The sequence below is a fragment of the Lysobacter sp. Root494 genome (genome assembly GCF_001427225.1).
Classification (GTDB): Bacteria; Pseudomonadota; Gammaproteobacteria; order Xanthomonadales; family Xanthomonadaceae; genus Agrilutibacter.
Genome location: NZ_LMFH01000005.1, coordinates 598,500 through 615,259, shown reverse-complemented (window position 1 = coordinate 615,259; position 16,760 = coordinate 598,500). Strand labels below are relative to the sequence as shown.

Sequence of the window (16,760 nt, the reverse complement as noted above, 5' to 3'; positions counted from 1 at the left end):
CGGACAACCATGCGGCGCAATTTCATTGCGCCCTACGGGCTCTGGCTATCAGCTGCTCAATCGAGGACGCAATGAGGCCTGCGCATTCCCGCCTGCGTACTGGATAGTCGAAGACCGCAACGGAAAGCAGTACCGCGTCNGTCATCGATCACGATACGTTCGAAGCCGATGACGGCAGCATTGCGAAACGTTGGACGGCCCGCGAGTACGGCGCAATTTCATTGCGCCCTACGGGGCCTTGAGGCACAGCAATCTCCCTTGCATTTCCATGTGTATGAGAAGCCGGCAAACCGCCGGCGCTCCGCCGCGTTCCGTGTGGCGTGTGAGGGATCGCTATGCGGGGCGATCGGAGCGGGCGGGAGTTTGGCAAAGAGATTGCGGGTTGAAAAGCGCAAGACCCGCCGGGTGGCGGGTCTTGGTGATGCAGCCTGCGTCATCGAGCGAATCGAAAAACTACTCTGACCCTGTTTTGCCCAAAGCAGTGGGCCAGGTCTCACCCTACGCATCATGAAATGAGAGGTCATAGGGCGGGCTCAAGTCCACCTTACGCGGGTTGACTCAGCTCGTCTCGGCACCTCGTTTTCTGCGAGGGGCCATTAAATAGCCAATCGGGAGTGGCTTGTATTTCCCAGCATTAGTTCCGTGTTCTTGAAAATCGCGCAAAGCCAAGTGGTCGAATGATGCAACGACGAAGAAGTCCCGATCACCTCCCTTGATGCGCACAACATCTCGTTCGTAGTCCACTTTGTATGGCGCCCGAATTCGACTGTCGCCATATTCGCGATTATTGATTTGAACAACCGGCGCATGGAGATCGTGTGAGGCGGACTCAACAAGATAGGAGAATGTGTCCACATCAGGATTCCATTCCAACACAAAGAGGCCATCAATCTGACCCTGCAATGCCCGCCGGTGATTGATGTTGGTCAAGTCGCTGCACAACAACACGGAAAACAAGAAATCCCCATGCACGTAGAGAGGACGCCCTCTGGGCGCCTTAGGCTCACGATAATGAAGCTTGGCCTTTTCCACATCTTCTGCCTCACGATGCGCCAACGCCATCTTTGGCTGCCGAAAAATGAGGCTGGCTTGGTATCCACCAAAATTCGTCACCAAAGAAACGAGCGCGTCGTTGCGGTATCGCCCTGCTTTGGGCGCCGTCTCTAGTCCACAGATAAGTGAAATTCCGACTTTAGAAAGGTTCTTGGCTATCGAAAACGCCCAATGAAAAGGAATACTGCTCTCAGGCAAAGCTATGTAGTTCACCTCTGGAGCCTGCCGAATAATTGAGTTCACCAAGGTGATAAGACGTTCGTATCTGTCTATCGAGAGATCGGGCGTTCCAACTAACGCTTGATCCCACTGTGAGCGAGTAGTAAGGAAGCTCGACACTGCTACTGATATCGCCCCTGGTTTCCGGCGAAATGGAACATGGTGATCGAAGAATCTCTTCTTTGCTCTGGCAATCCGCAGCCCTCGGCTTGACGTCGGAACTCCGGCACCTCGTATAGCCAACAACGCCTTTGCGACCCCTCCAGACTCCTCCAGCAATGCCGGCATCATCAAGCCAATCTCAGGAAGGGTCGGCGGTCGAGTTGCAAAGGCGATCGCTGGCCAGTGTGGATCGTTGAGCGACCGAACGAGATGGCGTTTGAGCCCAGAAACCAATTCAACCATCTGACGCACAAAGCGAACTTCGGGTATTGGGCGCGGACTCCTGCTTTTCGGATTCTCGTTGTACCAGTAATCCTTATAGGGTCTCCGCCCCAGGTCAGACAGCAACATCCTTGACGATTTTTCCTTCGCTGCAGAAGTGGTTATTTCTGAAATTCGGAAGTAGGTGCTACTCGGATCAAGGCGGCGCAGCAATTTCCTGAAACTTTTTGGGAACGTGAAACCAGCGACAGTGGATGCCGAGACGGCAGTTTCAAGAAAGCTTCGCCTATAAACATCGGCCATCGATGCCAGCTTTTCACTGCTGGCTTTGTCAATTCCATCGCGGACAGCCAGGAACACTTCATTTACACGATCTAGGAGCTTAGTAGCAGATGACCAGTCGCCACACGCCACCATCACACCAAAGACACGGGCGATATAACGCCAGTAATTGAACAAACCGATAGGCGTTATCACGTGCCGGAGAACTAGGCCATAAGCCTCCTTGCGCTTCTCTTCCCATTCGATTGGCAATACATCTCTGGCATAACCCTCGAGATTGCGAGTAGCAATCGACAGACCATGCCTTCGAATACTCATCGCCTCCGCCTTTCTTAGCGCGTCAGCCTCTATTGCTGCATCATCAGTCGCCAACAACGCGCTGGTCAGAACTTTGTTCACTTCACCAAGCGAAGGAACAAGCCGATACTCGCTGGAGGCTTGCCTAATGTGCTCTGATATTTGACGAACAAGATCCGCCCCATGGTGTCCGCTGAGAAGAAAGATCTTCTGCTTAGATCCAGCAAAAACAACGCGAGAGCCTTCCAGATACGGCAATGTCACCCTCAGGCCGGTTGACTCTCCCTTTGCCCTGTCTAGGACCACATACCCATCGAGCCGTTCTCGCATCCATCGAATTACTTCTTCGGCGTTAGAAAGACCTTCACCTCTAACAACTAGAAAGACGTCATCCACATAACGACCGTAATAGATGCAATCGAGACGTTCATTTACAGCCCTGTCAAACTCAACAAGCAGTACGTTGGCAATGATCTTTGAGGCAGATAAGCCCACCGGAACCGCACCAATACTAGAGCCATCAGAATCAGGCGTCCCCGCGTACCAGAACTCGAGAGCATCAACCATCTCAGCGGTAAAGCGGAGCTTCTCTTCAGAGAGGACAACTCCACTCGCAGCCAAGAACGATCGCGAAAGTAGAAATCGCGGTGAGATCGAGTGGTAATAACGCTGGGCATCCATCGTCACTGCGATAATCGAATCGCCGCCTTCGATCGCGCCACGCATCGCACGCAAGCCATTCTCACGCCACTCGCGATAGCCTGAGAAGTAGGGTTTAAAGAGTGCAAAAGAGTCGTCTTCAATAACGATTCCACCCTCTTCGTCTCGAACAGCCTTTCGCGGCCGATTTCCATATACACATCGGTCAGACAGCGCCGCGTCGTACACGCGCCCAACGTGCATGACCCAGAGTGCCGAAATGATCTGAAACTCGATACTAGGGACGATCACCAGTCGAAATTCAGCGTTCGCCCTGACTCCAGCCCTATGAAACTTGGATGTCCAGTCCCGGACTTGATCTCCTGTGGAGAAATGAGCTATCTCGCCCGCTTCTGCATTCACAGCAGAAAGACTTTTTGGGAGGTAGGTAAATCCGCAAACTATCTCCGGCCTCCGATACCACGGCTTAGCCTTGTTAGCGAGAATCCTGCCAAGTCTTTCTAGGTTCTGATCTAAATTGGCCTCGTACTCAACGAAGCTAAGCAAACTTGGCTGAGTCCCATCAAAGAATGCCTCGTGCTTCGCCTTGCGATAAGCGCGATACAGATCTTCCTTTCCGAACATTCATCCCCCTGACTCAAGTAGAAAGGGCGCCAATGGCGCCCTTCAACCGTTACATATTCCTTCGATACTCTCCACCCACGTCATAAAGCGCATGGCTAATCTGCCCCAAGCTATGCGTCTTCACCGCCTCCATCAAACTCGCAAACACATTGCGCCGCTCACGCGCCGTCGCCTGTAGCGGCTTCAACCCCTCAGCCGCATACCCATTGCGATTGCGCTGATACCCCGCAACGTTCTCGATCTGCTGCCCCTTCTCCGCTTCCGTGCTGCGGATCAGTTCGATCTCGGTGACGATGTCCCCGCCGTGGTCCTTGGGCAGGAAGGTGTTGACGCCGATCAGCGGCAGCGAGCCGTCGTGCTTCTTGTGTTCGTAGTAGAGGCTCTCTTCCTGGATCTTGCCGCGCTGGTACATGGTGTCCATGGCACCGAGGACGCCGCCGCGCTCGCTGATGGCTTCGAACTCCTTGTAGACGGCTTCCTCGACGATGTCGGTGAGCTTGTCGACGATGAAGCTGCCCTGCCAGGGGTTCTCGTTGAAGTTGAGGCCCAGTTCCTTGTTGATGATCATCTGGATGGCGACGGCGCGGCGCACGCTTTCTTCCGTCGGCGTGGTGATGGCTTCGTCGTAGGCGTTGGTGTGCAGGCTGTTGCAGTTGTCGAACAGCGCGTACAGGGCCTGCAGCGTGGTGCGGATGTCGTTGAACTGGATCTCCTGCGCGTGCAGGGAGCGGCCGCTGGTCTGGATGTGGTACTTCATCATCTGGCTGCGCGCGCTGGCGCCGTAACGCTCGCGCATCGCACGCGCCCAGATGCGGCGGGCGACGCGGCCGATGACGGTGTACTCGGGGTCCATGCCGTTGCTGAAGAAGAACGACAGGTTGGGCGCGAAGTCGTCGATCTTCATCCCGCGCGCGAGGTAGTACTCGACGATGGTGAAGCCGTTGCTCAGGGTGAAGGCGAGCTGGCTGATCGGGTTCGCGCCGGCTTCGGCGATGTGGTAGCCCGAGATCGACACCGAGTAGAAGTTGCGGACGTTCCTGTCGACGAAGTACTGCTGGATGTCGCCCATCATGCGCAGGGCGAACTCGGTGCTGAAGATGCAGGTGTTCTGGGCCTGGTCTTCCTTGAGGATGTCGGCCTGCACGGTGCCGCGCACGGTGGACAGCGTGTGCGCCTTGATCTTCTCGTAGACCTCGGGCTCGACGACCTGGTCGCCGGTGACGCCGAGCAGGCCCAGGCCGAGGCCGTCGTTGGTTTCGGGGAGCATGCCGGCGTACTGCGGGCGCTGCCTGCCTTCGAACATCGCTTCGATCTTGTTGTGCGCGGCGTCCCAGCGCGCGCTGTCTTCGCGCAGGTACTTCTCGACCTGCTGGTCGATCGCGGTGTTCATGAACATCGCGAGGATCATCGGCGCGGGGCCATTGATGGTCATCGACACCGAGGTACTGGGCGCGCACAGGTCGAAGCCGGAGTACAGCTTCTTCATGTCGTCGAGCGTGGCGATGTTGACGCCGGAGTTGCCGATCTTGCCGTAGATGTCCGGGCGCACGGCGGGGTCTTCGCCGTACAGGGTGACGCTGTCGAAGGCGGTGGACAGGCGCGCGGCGGGCTGGCCGACGCTGAGGTAATGGAAGCGGCGGTTGGTGCGCTCGGGCGTGCCCTCGCCGGCGAACATGCGGATCGGGTCTTCGCCGGTGCGGCGATACGGGTAGACGCCGCCGGTGTACGGGTAGTAGCCGGGCAGGTTTTCCTTCTGCAGGAAGACGAGCAGTTCGCCCCACGACTTGTAGGTGGGGGCGGCGATCTTGGGGATCTTCTGGTGGCTGAGGGATTCGCGGTAGTTCTCGACCTTGATGGCCTTGCCGCGGACTTCGTATTCGGTGACTTCGTCGGTGATGGACTTGAGGCGTTGTGGCCAGTCTCGGAGGAGCTTTAGGGCTTCGTTGCTTAGGGACTGGATGGCGTCGTTGTAGCGTTGGCGGAGGGTCAGGAGCGTGCGATCAGCCACCTTGTCGTCATCCCCGCGAAGGCGGGGATCCAGTGACTTTGCTTCGTCCGGCGAAAGTCGCTGGGTTCCCGCCTGCGCGGGAACGACGAGCAAGTGTTCGGCGGCGTAAAGGTCGAGGGCCTTCGGGAGTGCTTCATCGCCCAGGTCGTGCAACGACTGCCAATAGCTCTGCGCGCGATCGGCGACTTCCGCCTGGCTTTCGATCTTGCTGTTGATGCCGCGGCCCTGCTCGGCGATCTCGGCGAGGTAGCGCACGCGGGCGCCGGGGATCAGCACGGTGGCGCGCGGTTCCTTCAGGCTCGTGTCGATCTCGGGCGACCACTCCTCCGCCGGCAGCGACAGCTTGTCGCGCATCAGGCGGCACAGGTTGGCGAACATCCAGCTGATGCCGGGATCGTTGAACTGGGAAGCGATGGTCGGATAGACCGGGACGTCCTCGTCCCTGGTCTGGAAGGCGACGCGATTGCGCTTCCACTGCTTGCGCACGTCGCGCAGCGCATCTTCGGCGCCGCGCTTGTCGAACTTGTTGAGCACGACGAGTTCGGCGAAATCGAGCATGTCGATCTTTTCGAGCTGGCTGGGCGCGCCGAAGTCGGAGGTCATCACGTACATCGGGAAGTCGACGAGGTCGACGATCTCCGAATCGCTCTGGCCGATACCGGCGGTTTCGACGATGACGAGGTCGTAGCCCAGCGACTTGAGGAAGCCGATGCAGTCCTTCAACACGATGTTGGTCGCCATGTGCTGGCGGCGCGTGGCCATCGAGCGCATGAAGACGCGGTTGGAGCGCAGCGAGTTCATGCGGATGCGGTCGCCGAGCAGCGCGCCGCCGGTGCGGCGACGGGTCGGGTCGACCGAGATCACCGCGATGTGCATGTCGGGGAAGTTGCCGAGGAAGCGGTTGAGCAGTTCGTCGGTGACCGACGACTTGCCGGCGCCGCCCGTGCCGGTGATGCCGACGACGGGCGTCTTGCCGCCGGCGAGCTGCCATTCCTTGCGGAGGTGGGCAAGCTCGGATTCGTCCAGCGCACTCTCTTCGATCGCGGAAAGCATGCGGCCGATTTCGATCTCGTTGTCGAACGCGACCTTGTGCGGCTTGTCGATGGGCAGGCGCGCGGCTTCGGCGCGGCGCACGACGTCTTCGATCATGGAGACCAGGCCCATGTGCATGCCGTCGTTGGGGTGGTAGATGCGCTCGACGCCGTAGGCCTGCAGTTCCTTGATCTCTTCCGGCGTGATGGTGCCGCCGCCACCGCCGAACACGCGGATGTGCGAGGCGCCGCGTTCCTTGAGCATGTCGACCATGTACTTGAAGTACTCGACATGGCCGCCCTGGTAGGACGAGAGCGCGATGGCGTCGGCGTCTTCCTGCAGCGCGGCGCGGACGACGTCTTCCACCGAGCGGTTGTGGCCGAGGTGGATCACTTCGGCGCCCTGCCCCTGGATCAGCCTGCGCATGATGTTGATGGCGGCGTCGTGACCGTCGAACAGGCTGGCGGCGGTGACGAAGCGCAGCGGGCTGCGGCTCTGATCGAGAGCGCTCTCTTCGGGCGCGAGGGTGGCTTCGGGGAGGTTGCTTACGGGAGTGCTCATGACGCGCTCAGTACGGAAACGATCGAATCCGCATTGTAACGCGCCGGTGTGGAGGGCCTTTCCGAAGCGGGATGCAGGCTGCGTTGGCTCGACCGCCGGGCCATGCAGCCGCCTGCGGCCTCACGCAGGAACCGGAGGTGTGGCGTTGCAGCGGGTTATGGCACACGTGGTCGGAAAGCTGTCGATCGCATCGCCGTTGCAGGTTGCGTCCAGGCCGATCCACGCCGGCCTGCCATAAACTCGGGCACCACCAACCTTGCTTGCGCCCCTCGATGACCGACGACGCCGTAATCGCGCAACTCCGGCAGCGGGCCGCCAGCGGTTCGCCGCAGGCGCTGTATCAACTGGCCAGCGCGCTGGTGCTGCGCCAGGAGATCGACGAAGCCTTGCCCCTGCACCGGCGCGCGGCGGAACAGGGTCTGGTGAGTTCGCAGATCGAGTACGCGCGCATGCTGATGTTCGGCATCGCTGCCGAGCCTGACCCCGCGCAAGCGGCGCAGTGGTTCCTGCGGGCGGAGGCGGCAGGCAGCGCCGTTGCCGGATATTTCCTCGTACTCCTGTCGTTCGGCGACGGGATGGTGCCTGCGGACGGCCGCTTCAACGAACGTCTGCTCAACGCGGTCCGCGCCGACCACGCGCCTGCCCTGCGCGCCGCGGCGATCCACTTCGGCCGCAAACAGAACGAGGCCGACCAGGCCCGCTGCCTCCAGTTGCTGGAACGCGCAGCCGCGCGCGGCGACGCCATCGCGGCGCGGCTGTTGGCCGAACGCCTTGCACGCGGCGAAGGCTGCCCGCCACAGCCCGATGCAGCGCGCGAGATCACGCTCCAGCTGGCGCGGCACGGCATCGGTGCGATGCCCGCCATCGAAGTTGCTCCTGCCGGACGCGAAGCGATGCCGGCCGCTGGCGTTCTCGCGCTGGAGGAAGTGCTGCGGCCCACGGAACGAACCGAACAGGCTGAGCACCCGCGCGTCTGGTTGGCGGATGGGCTGTTGTCTGCGGACGAATGCAGGCTCCTGGTCGCGTGCGCCGAACCGCGGCTGCAGCGATCGCGCACCGTGGACCCGGAAACGGGTCTACCCGTACCGATGGAACTGCGCACCAGCGAGGACGCCAGCTTCGATCCCATCCTCGAGGACCTCGCGCTGCGCCTAGTGCAGCTGCGCATGGCGACGGCGGCTGGCATGCCCTTGTCGCACGCGGAACACCTCATCGTGCTGCGCTATCGCCCGGGCGAGGAATATCGTCCACATCGCGATTACCGGCCGCCGGCTTCAATCGAACACGACCGTCCGGACGCGGGAAACAGGCAGCGCACGATCTGCGTGTATCTCAACGAGCCCGAAGCCGGCGGCGAAACGGAATTCCCCGTCGCCGGATTGAAGATCGCACCGCGTGCAGGGCGTGCGGTGATCTTCGACAACCTGCATGCGGATGGACGGCCGGATACGGATTCGCTGCATGCCGGGCTGCCCGTGCAGCAGGGTGAGAAATGGCTGGCGACGTTGTGGATTCGCCAGGGGCGATACAGGGCGTACTGAAGCACTTCGTCGCGCAAGGTTTGCCGGTTCGGGGCCCCATTCACATACGCCGACGTACTGGAATCGGGCAGCGCACTCGCCTCTCCGGATACGGGCCGGCTCCGGACGATTGGCGTAGACTACGCCGCCTGCGGACGGGCACAGCCCCTGTTTTTTACCGCAGTTATCAAGCCCCTCAATGACTTACATCACCTTGTTGGCGCCGCTTGCCAAGCGCATCCCGGCCGCCAACCGGAGCATCCGATGATTTTTGAAACCCTCGACACCTTCGGCCATGAACAGGTCGTGTTCTGCCACAACAAGGACGCCGGCCTGAAGGCCATCATCGCGATCCACAACACGGTGCTCGGCCCCGCGCTGGGCGGCACCCGCATGTGGCCGTACAAGACCGAAGCGGACGCGTTGAATGACGTGCTGCGCCTGTCGCGCGGCATGACCTACAAGAACGCGGTCGCGGGCTTGAACATCGGTGGCGGCAAGGCGGTGATCATCGGCGATCCGGCGACGGACAAGTCCGAAGCGCTGTTCCGCGCGTTCGGCCAGTTCGTCGAGTCGCTGGGCGGCCGTTACATCACGGCCGAGGACGTCGGCATCGACGTCAACGACATGGAATACGTGTATCGCGAAACCGAGTACGTCACCGGCGTGCACCAGGTGCACGGTGGTTCGGGCGATCCCTCGCCGTTCACCGCCTACGGCACGCTGCAGGGCCTGATGGCGACGCTCAACAAGCGTTTCGGCGACGAGGAAGTCGGCAAGTATTCGTATTCGGTGCAGGGCCTCGGCCACGTCGGCATGGAATACGTGAAGCTGCTGAAGGAACGCGGCGCGAAGATCTTCGTCACCGACATCAACAAGCAGCTGGTCGAGAAGGCGGTCGAGGAATACGGCGCCGAAGCGGTCGGCCTGGACGAGATCTACGACGTGCCGGCCGACGTGTATTCGCCCTGCGCGCTGGGCGGCACGATCAACGAACAGACCCTGCCCCGCCTGAAGGCCAAGATCATCTGCGGCGCGGCCAACAACCAGCTGGCCAACAACGCCATCGGCGACGAAGTGGTCAAGCGCGGCATCCTGTACGCACCGGATTACGCGGTGAACGCGGGTGGCGTGATGAACGTGGCGCTGGAACTCGACGGCTACAACCGCGAACGCGCCATGCGCATGATGCGCACGATCTATCACAACCTCGCGCGCATCTATGAGATCGCCGAGCGCGATGCGATCCCGACCTACAAGGCCGCCGACCGCCTCGCCGAAGAGCGCATCAGCGCGATCGGCAAGCTGAAGCTCCCGCTGGGCCGTGCGCAGCCGCGCTTCCAGGGTCGTATCCGTGGCGGGCACTGACCGCTACCTGTAATGCAAAACGCCCGGCCTGTCCGGGCGTTTTCATTTGGGACGGAAGTACCGAAGCGATAGAATTCACGCGGGCCGCCACTTTTTTTCATCTTCAAGCAAGGATTCCCATGCGCCCTTTCCCCCTCGGTGAAGAAATCGATGCATTGCGTGATGCCGTGCGCCGGTTCGCCGATGCCGAGATCGCACCGCGCGCGGCGCAGATCGACCACGACAACTGGTTCCCGCAGGACCTGTGGCCGAAGCTGGGCGAAATGGGGCTGCTGGGCCTGACGGTTCCCGGCGAGTACGGCGGCAGCGACATGGGGTATCTCGCCCATCTCGTCGCGATGGAGGAGATCTCGCGCGCGTCGGGTTCCGTCGGACTGTCGTACGGCGCGCATTCCAATCTCTGCGTCAACAACCTCTTCGCCAACGGCAACGAGGAACAGCGCGCGAAGTACCTGCCGAAACTGTGCAACGGCGAATGGAAGGGTGCGCTGGCGATGAGCGAGCCGGGCGCGGGCTCGGATGTCGTCGGTTCGATGTCGTGCCGCGCGGAACTTCGCGACGGCGCCTGGATCGCGAACGGCAACAAGATGTGGATCACCAACGGTCCCGAAGCGGACGTACTGATCGTCTACATGCGCACCGCCGGCAAGGATGCGGGCAGCAAGTGCATGACGGCCTTCATCGTCGAGAAAGGCATGAAGGGTTTCAGCACGGCGCAGAAGCTCGACAAGCTCGGCATGCGGGGGTCCAACACCTGCGAGCTCGTGTTCGAGGATTGCGAGATCCCGCAGGAAAACGTGCTCGGTGAAGTACACAACGGAGTAAAGGTCCTGATGTCGGGCCTCAACACCGAACGCCTGGTTCTCACCGGTGGCCCGCTGGGACTGATGCAGGCTGCACTCGACATCGCCCTGCCCTATGTTCGCGAACGCAAGCAGTTCGAGCATGCCATCGGCACGTTCGGCCTGATGCAGGGGAAGATCGCCGACATGTATACGTCGCTGCAGTCGTCGCGCGCGTTCGCCTACCAGGTCGCGCGCGATTACGACGCCGGCCACAAGAGCCGCATCGACGCGGCGGCCTGCCTGCTGCATGCGTCGGAAGCCGCCGTGCAGGTCGCGCTGGAAGGCATCCAGGCACTGGGCGGCAACGGCTACATCAACGAATTCGCCACCGGACGGATACTGCGCGACGCGAAGCTCTACGCGATCGGCGCAGGCACCAACGAGATCCGGCGGATGCTGATCGGACGCGAGCTGTTCGACGGCCGCAGCTGAAAACAAAAAAGCCGCCCATCAGGCGGCTTTTTCGATCATGCGGTTGTTCAGAACGGCCTGGCCCAGCGCAGCATCGCCCGCTGGTAGTCGGCCACTGCTTCATGACGATTGTCGGGTCAAGACGAAGCATCTTGCCGCTGCTCCAGCGCGGTTCGATATCGAATCCACAGGCTTGCCCAACCTGGAGACACCGCAGTTGGGCTCGCGGAACGAGCGATTTGCGGCACTGCAACAAGGAAGCCCATAATCCAGGGGTTCCGGCCGCGCGCCGGCCTGTCCAACTCCGGAGTCCTCCATGAGTGACGTTGTCATCGTCGGTGCCAAGCGCACCGCCATTGGTTCCTTCCTCGGTCAATTCACGGGCGTCCCGACGCCGACGCTCGGTGCCGCAGCCATCACTGGCGCGCTGGAACAGGCGGGGGTTGCTCCTGATCAGGTCGACGAAGTGATCATGGGTTGCGTGTTGCCGGCCGGCCTCGGCCAGGCCCCCGCCCGCCAGGCGTCGCTGGGCGCCGGCCTGCCCGCTTCAGCGGGCTGCACCACCATCAACAAGGTCTGCGGCTCGGGCATGAAGGCGATCATGCAGGCGCACGACGCGATCAAGGCCGGCTCGTCAAAGGTGATCGTCGCAGGCGGCATGGAGTCGATGACCAATGCCCCGCACCTGCTCAACAACTCGCGTACCGGCACGCGCTACGGCAGTGCCGAAATGCTCGACCACATGGCATGGGACGGCCTTACCAATCCGTATGACAAGCAGGCGATGGGCGTGTTTGGCGACATGGCCTGCAACAAGTATGGCTTCGATCGCGCTGCGCTTGATGCGTTTTCCGAAGAGAGCGCGAAGCGCGCGCAGGCGGCGGTGTCCGGCGGAGCATTCAAGGACGAAATCGTTCCTGTCACGGTGAAGGGCCGCAAGGGTGACGTCGTCGTGGATACGGACGAAGAGCCCGGCAAGATCGATACGTCGAAGATCCCGACCCTGCGCGCCGCATTCGGCAAGGACGGCGTTCTCACGGCCGCCTCGTCGTCGAAGATCTCCGACGGTGCAGCCGCTACCGTGCTGATGTCCTCCGGCGAAGCCGCGAGCCGTGGCCTCAAGCCCCTCGCACGCATCGTGGCGCACGCCACCCATTCGCAGGCGCCGGAATGGTTCACCACCGCGCCGGTGACGGCGATTGCCAATGTCCTGAAGAAGGCCGGATGGGAAGCGGCCGAGGTGGATCTGTTCGAGATCAATGAAGCCTTCGCCTGCGTCGCCATGGCGCCGATGAAGGATTTCGGCATTCCGCATGACAAGGTCAACGTCAACGGCGGGGCCTGCGCGCTTGGCCACCCGATCGGTGCCAGCGGTGCCCGCCTGGTCGTGACGCTCATCAATGCCCTGCGTCAGCGTGGCGGCAAGCGCGGCATTGCTTCCCTCTGCATTGGTGGTGGCGAAGCCACTGCAGTTGCAATCGAAATCATCTGAATCTCGCGAGTCGCATGCCATGCGTAGTTCGTGCGCGCCACACGCATGGCAATGTGCAAATGAGGTGAAAAACATAACGATCGTTTTACGCAGCCGTGATGCTTCTGAATGCGTCCGAGCGGCTAACAACGTAATAACGAAATAAAGACGGCCTCCCGCTTGACACGGGTAGCGGCCTTGTCATCATGTTGCTGACGCGCTCCCTGCGCGTTGACCCATTCCACGACGAGGAAACGAACATGACTTTCAATAAGGCGCTGATCGCCCTGGCTCTGGGCTTCGCTCTGGCCGCGTGCTCGAACCAGAACCAGGCCGAAGAAGCGGCTGCTGACGCCTCTGCTGCCGCCACCGACGCCCAGGCTTCCGCAGATACCGCGGCTGCCACCGGTGACCAGGCGGCTGGCGATGCGGCCCAGCAGGCTGCCGACGCTGCCGCCCAGGCCGCTGACGCCGCTGCCACTTCGGCTGACGCCGCCGCCACCGCTCCGACCAATGCCGCTGCCGACACGGCTGCCGACACGGCCGAAGAGGCTGCCGACACCGCGAAGCAGGCTGCGGACACCGCGGAAGAAGCTACCGAAGAAAAGAAGTAACAGATCTTCCTTAACAGGCTGAATCTGTTAGAGTGAACAGGGAAGGGCCGTCGGCTTGCCGGCGGCTCTTTCCATGTGGGTCAGTGAACGATAGGAAGCCGGCTCCTTGCCGGATCGCTGCGCGCACTGGCGTTGCCTGACGGTAAACCTAGTTTTTCAGACAACTCCTCGGAGACATCCATGAACACCAAGCTCTACGTCCTCCTCGCCGCTGCGGTCCTCGCCCTGTCGGCCTGCAACAAGTCCGATGAAGCCGCTGCCGCCGCCGACCAGGCCCAGGCCGCTGCTACCGACGCCGCCACCGCTGCTGGTGACGCTGCCACCGCCGCTGGCGATGCCGCTGCTGCTGCCACCGACGCTGCCGCTACCGCCACCACCGACGCTGCTGCTCAGGCCGGTGACGCTGCTGCCGCTGCCGCGACCGACGCTGCCGCCACGACCGCCGACGCTGCTGCTGACGCCGCTGCCGCTACGGCCGACGCCGCCGCTGCCACGGCCGACAAGGCCGACGCTGCTGCCGAAGAAGTCAAGAAGTAATAGCGACTTCGCAAGCAACACTGGAAGGCCCGCGAAAGCGGGCCTTCTTTTTTGCCCAAGTTGAATGACACAGCCGGTTTCAAGATTCCGACCCGGCGCATTCCAGCGTGACTCTCCTCGCCCCGGTGTGGTTTGATGCCGCGTCTTTCGCCGCAGCCCACCGATGCCCGCGCTTACTTCCCAGCTAGACCCCCGCTCGCAGGAGTTCCAGGACAACGCCACGTATCACCGTGCGCTTGTCGAAGAACTCGATACCCGCCTCGCCCGCGCAGCCAGCGGCGGAGGCGAGAAGGCGCGACTGAAGCATACCGAGCGCGGCAAGCTGCTCGCGCGCGACCGCATCACCGCCCTGCTCGATCCGGGTTCGCCCTTCCTGGAAATCGCCCCGCTCGCCGCCGAAGGCATGTACGACGATGCAGCACCTGCGGCGGGCATGGTCTGCGGAATCGGACGCGTGATGGGACAGGAAGTGGTGATCGTCGCCAACGACGCAACCGTCAAGGGCGGCACCTACTTTCCGATGACGGTCAAAAAGCATCTGCGCGCGCAGGAAGTCGCACGCGAGAACCAGCTGCCATGCATCTACCTGGTCGATTCCGGCGGCGCATTCCTGCCGCTGCAGGATGAAGTATTCCCTGACAAGGAACACTTCGGCCGGATCTTCTACAACCAGGCCCGCATGAGTGCGGAAAACATTCCCCAGGTCGCCGTGGTGATGGGATCTTGCACTGCGGGCGGCGCATACGTTCCTGCGATGTGCGACGAATCGATCATCGTCAAGGAACAGGGCACGATCTTCCTCGGTGGTCCGCCACTGGTGAGAGCCGCGACCGGCGAAGTCGTGGATGCGGAGGCTTTGGGCGGCGCGGACGTGCACACCTCCGTTTCCGGAGTCGCCGATCACTTCGCCGAAGACGACCGGCACGCGCTGCAGATCGCACGCGACATCGTCGGTACGTTCAATCGCTCGAAGACGCTGCCCGTTGCCGCGCGACCGTCATGCGAACCGCTGTATCCAGCCGAAGAACTCTACGGCATCGTTCCGAAAGACACCCGCCGTCCCTTCGACATCCGCGAAGTCATCGCGCGCGTCGTGGACGGCAGCGAGTTCCAGGAATTCAAGGCGCGCTACGGCAAGACCCTGGTGACCGGCTTCGCGCACCTGCACGGCTATCCAGTGGGCATCGTCGCCAACAACGGCATCCTCTTCGCCGAATCCGCGCTCAAGGGCGCGCACTTCATCGAGCTGTGCAACCAGCGCGGCATCCCGCTGGTGTTCCTGCAGAACATCACCGGCTTCATGGTCGGACGCAAATACGAAAACGCAGGCATTGCAAAGGATGGCGCGAAGATGGTGACTGCCGTGGCGTGCTCGCACGTGCCGAAGTTCACCGTGGTGATCGGCGGAAGTTTCGGCGCCGGCAACTATGCGATGTGTGGTCGCGCGTACGGAGCGCGCTTTCTCTGGATGTGGCCTAACGCGCGCATCAGCGTCATGGGCGGCGAGCAGGCCGCATCGGTGCTCGCCACCGTGAAACGCGACGGTCTCGAAGCTGCAGGCAAGGTATGGACGGCCGGGGACGAAGAAGCGTTCAAGTCGCCGATCCGGGAACAGTACGAAACGCAGGGCAATCCGTACTACGCGACGGCACGCCTGTGGGATGACGGCATCATCGATCCGGTCGATACCCGTCGCGTGCTGGGTCTCGCGATATCCGCCAGTCTCAATGCACCGATCGGGGATCGCACGCGTTTTGGCGTGTTCCGCATGTAACTCACGCGCAGCTGGCTTTACTCGGATCCGCTTGAGTACCTGAACGCTTTCGCCTCGTCTCCAGCATTTCCTGCGAGCGCCGGCTTTTGCTGCACCGTGTCACAGCGCGACCACAGCTATCGCGTGATAGGCTCGAAAACCCGCATTTCGACTATTCCTGTCCCCCCACAGAGGAGTCCGCGTCATGGCGATTTTCAACCAGCCTTCCGCACCCAAGCGCGATATTCCGGCGCCGCCGGAACCGATCAAATCCCCGGAAACTGCGCTCAAGCGTGAGCCCGATCCGAACGAATTCAGCCCCGTCGCTCCTGCGCCTGTTTCGCGTGCGGCACCAGCCGAGCGCAGCGACGGCAAGGAATCGCTGATCGCCTCCGACCTCACCATCGAAGGCAAGATCGAAGGTGCCGGTCACATCCGCATTGCGGGCCGCTTCAAGGGCGACGTGCACGTGCAGGGCGATCTCACCATCGAAGTCGGCGCCAAGCTCAATGGCGGCGTGCGCGCGCGCAAGGTCGTCATCGCTGGCGAACTCGAAGGCAACATCGAAGCCGCGCAGCGCGTCGAACTGCTTTCCAGCGGCGTGATGGTCGGCGATCTCAAGGCCGAAACGCTTACGGTGGCAGCCGGCTCGCGCATGAAGGGCCAGATCGACTTCGGTGGCGAAGGCAAGGGCACCAAGTCCACCAACGGCACCGCGGAGCCTGGCGCGGCGTCATGAGCACCCCGCGTCCGGGCATGCCGGGAGCAACCCGGACGTGCCCGCACTGCAAGACCATCATCCTGGAGAGCGCCAGCGTCTGTCCGGCGTGCCGGCACCACCTGCGCTTCGACGAATCCGCGATTGCAGGGGCAAAAGCAAAGATCTCGCCCCTGCATGTCGAAGGCACGATCTCGCCGCCGGCGGGTGAAGTGGCGTGGGAATACTCGATGGTGGTGTCCATCAAGAACGAGCGCGGCGAGGAAGTCGCGCGTCAGGTGATCGGTGTCGGCGCCTTGTACGCCGATGAGCAACGTACGTTCACGCTCGCGGTCGAGATGACGGAAGCGACGGGCAGTAAGGCAAGACGCAGACACTGAGGCTTGTGCTGCGCTCGCGCTCG

Annotated in this window: 11 protein-coding genes; 9 read left to right on the top strand and 2 right to left on the bottom strand. The window is 61.9% G+C overall.

The genetic code is table 11. The annotated features are described in order from the left end of the window. Window positions 1-558: 558 nt before the first annotated feature. The gene (locus tag ASD14_RS15985) at window positions 559-3,519 is read right to left on the bottom strand and encodes an RNA-directed DNA polymerase (protein ID WP_157475122.1); all 2,961 of its coding nucleotides are present in this window, start codon (window positions 3,517-3,519) and stop codon (window positions 559-561) included. A 49-nt stretch (window positions 3,520-3,568) separates the two neighbouring features. Further along, window positions 3,569-7,120 carry a methylmalonyl-CoA mutase family protein gene (locus ASD14_RS06110; protein ID WP_056130477.1) on the bottom strand — a complete coding sequence of 1,184 codons (3,552 nt, stop codon included), beginning with the start codon at window positions 7,118-7,120 and terminating at the stop codon, window positions 3,569-3,571. A 272-nt stretch (window positions 7,121-7,392) separates the two neighbouring features. On the opposite strand from ASD14_RS06110, the gene ASD14_RS06105 reads away from it, so the two are divergent. The 9 genes from ASD14_RS06105 (at window position 7,393) to ASD14_RS06065 (ending at window position 16,737) form a co-directional block, all read left to right on the top strand. Then, the gene (locus ASD14_RS06105; RefSeq protein WP_082538765.1) at window positions 7,393-8,661 is read left to right on the top strand and encodes a 2OG-Fe(II) oxygenase; all 1,269 of its coding nucleotides are present in this window, start codon (window positions 7,393-7,395) and stop codon (window positions 8,659-8,661) included. Window positions 8,662-8,904: 243 nt separating this feature from the next. Beyond that, window positions 8,905-10,008 (top strand): Glu/Leu/Phe/Val dehydrogenase dimerization domain-containing protein, encoded by a 1,104-nt coding sequence (locus ASD14_RS06100; RefSeq protein ID WP_056130473.1) that lies wholly within the window; start codon window positions 8,905-8,907, stop codon window positions 10,006-10,008. Window positions 10,009-10,127: 119 nt separating this feature from the next. Beyond that, the gene (locus ASD14_RS06095; protein ID WP_056130471.1) at window positions 10,128-11,285 is read left to right on the top strand and encodes an isovaleryl-CoA dehydrogenase; all 1,158 of its coding nucleotides are present in this window, start codon (window positions 10,128-10,130) and stop codon (window positions 11,283-11,285) included. 295 nt (window positions 11,286-11,580) lie between these two features. Further along, a complete protein-coding gene (locus ASD14_RS06090) occupies window positions 11,581-12,756 on the top strand; it encodes an acetyl-CoA C-acyltransferase (protein ID WP_056130468.1) in 1,176 nt (391 codons plus the stop codon). A 185-nt stretch (window positions 12,757-12,941) separates the two neighbouring features. Continuing rightward, entirely contained in the window at window positions 12,942-13,349 is a 408-nt protein-coding gene (locus ASD14_RS06085) for a hypothetical protein (RefSeq protein WP_235565317.1), read from the top strand. Between the two features lie 180 nt (window positions 13,350-13,529). Beyond that, window positions 13,530-13,886 carry a hypothetical protein gene (locus tag ASD14_RS06080; protein ID WP_056130466.1) on the top strand — a complete coding sequence of 119 codons (357 nt, stop codon included), beginning with the start codon at window positions 13,530-13,532 and terminating at the stop codon, window positions 13,884-13,886. 163 nt (window positions 13,887-14,049) lie between these two features. Beyond that, the gene (locus ASD14_RS06075; protein WP_056130463.1) at window positions 14,050-15,660 is read left to right on the top strand and encodes a carboxyl transferase domain-containing protein; all 1,611 of its coding nucleotides are present in this window, start codon (window positions 14,050-14,052) and stop codon (window positions 15,658-15,660) included. A 184-nt stretch (window positions 15,661-15,844) separates the two neighbouring features. Next, window positions 15,845-16,378, top strand: a complete 534-nt coding sequence (locus ASD14_RS06070) for a polymer-forming cytoskeletal protein (RefSeq protein ID WP_056130460.1) — start codon at window positions 15,845-15,847, stop codon at window positions 16,376-16,378. After that, window positions 16,375-16,737 carry a hypothetical protein gene (locus tag ASD14_RS06065; protein ID WP_056130455.1) on the top strand — a complete coding sequence of 121 codons (363 nt, stop codon included), beginning with the start codon at window positions 16,375-16,377 and terminating at the stop codon, window positions 16,735-16,737. The genes ASD14_RS06070 and ASD14_RS06065 overlap by 4 nt, the downstream gene beginning before the upstream one ends. Window positions 16,738-16,760 lie beyond the last annotated feature (23 nt).

Coding starts and splice junctions, on each gene's coding strand:
- ASD14_RS15985 (WP_157475122.1), bottom strand. CDS start 3,519: ATGTTCGGAAAGGAAGATCTGTATCGCGCTTATCGCAAGGCGAAGCAC.
- ASD14_RS06110 (WP_056130477.1), bottom strand. CDS start 7,120: ATGAGCACTCCCGTAAGCAACCTCCCCGAAGCCACCCTCGCGCCCGAA.
- ASD14_RS06105 (WP_082538765.1), top strand. CDS start 7,393: ATGACCGACGACGCCGTAATCGCGCAACTCCGGCAGCGGGCCGCCAGC.
- ASD14_RS06100 (WP_056130473.1), top strand. CDS start 8,905: ATGATTTTTGAAACCCTCGACACCTTCGGCCATGAACAGGTCGTGTTC.
- ASD14_RS06095 (WP_056130471.1), top strand. CDS start 10,128: ATGCGCCCTTTCCCCCTCGGTGAAGAAATCGATGCATTGCGTGATGCC.
- ASD14_RS06090 (WP_056130468.1), top strand. CDS start 11,581: ATGAGTGACGTTGTCATCGTCGGTGCCAAGCGCACCGCCATTGGTTCC.
- ASD14_RS06085 (WP_235565317.1), top strand. CDS start 12,942: ATGTTGCTGACGCGCTCCCTGCGCGTTGACCCATTCCACGACGAGGAA.
- ASD14_RS06080 (WP_056130466.1), top strand. CDS start 13,530: ATGAACACCAAGCTCTACGTCCTCCTCGCCGCTGCGGTCCTCGCCCTG.
- ASD14_RS06075 (WP_056130463.1), top strand. CDS start 14,050: ATGCCCGCGCTTACTTCCCAGCTAGACCCCCGCTCGCAGGAGTTCCAG.
- ASD14_RS06070 (WP_056130460.1), top strand. CDS start 15,845: ATGGCGATTTTCAACCAGCCTTCCGCACCCAAGCGCGATATTCCGGCG.
- ASD14_RS06065 (WP_056130455.1), top strand. CDS start 16,375: ATGAGCACCCCGCGTCCGGGCATGCCGGGAGCAACCCGGACGTGCCCG.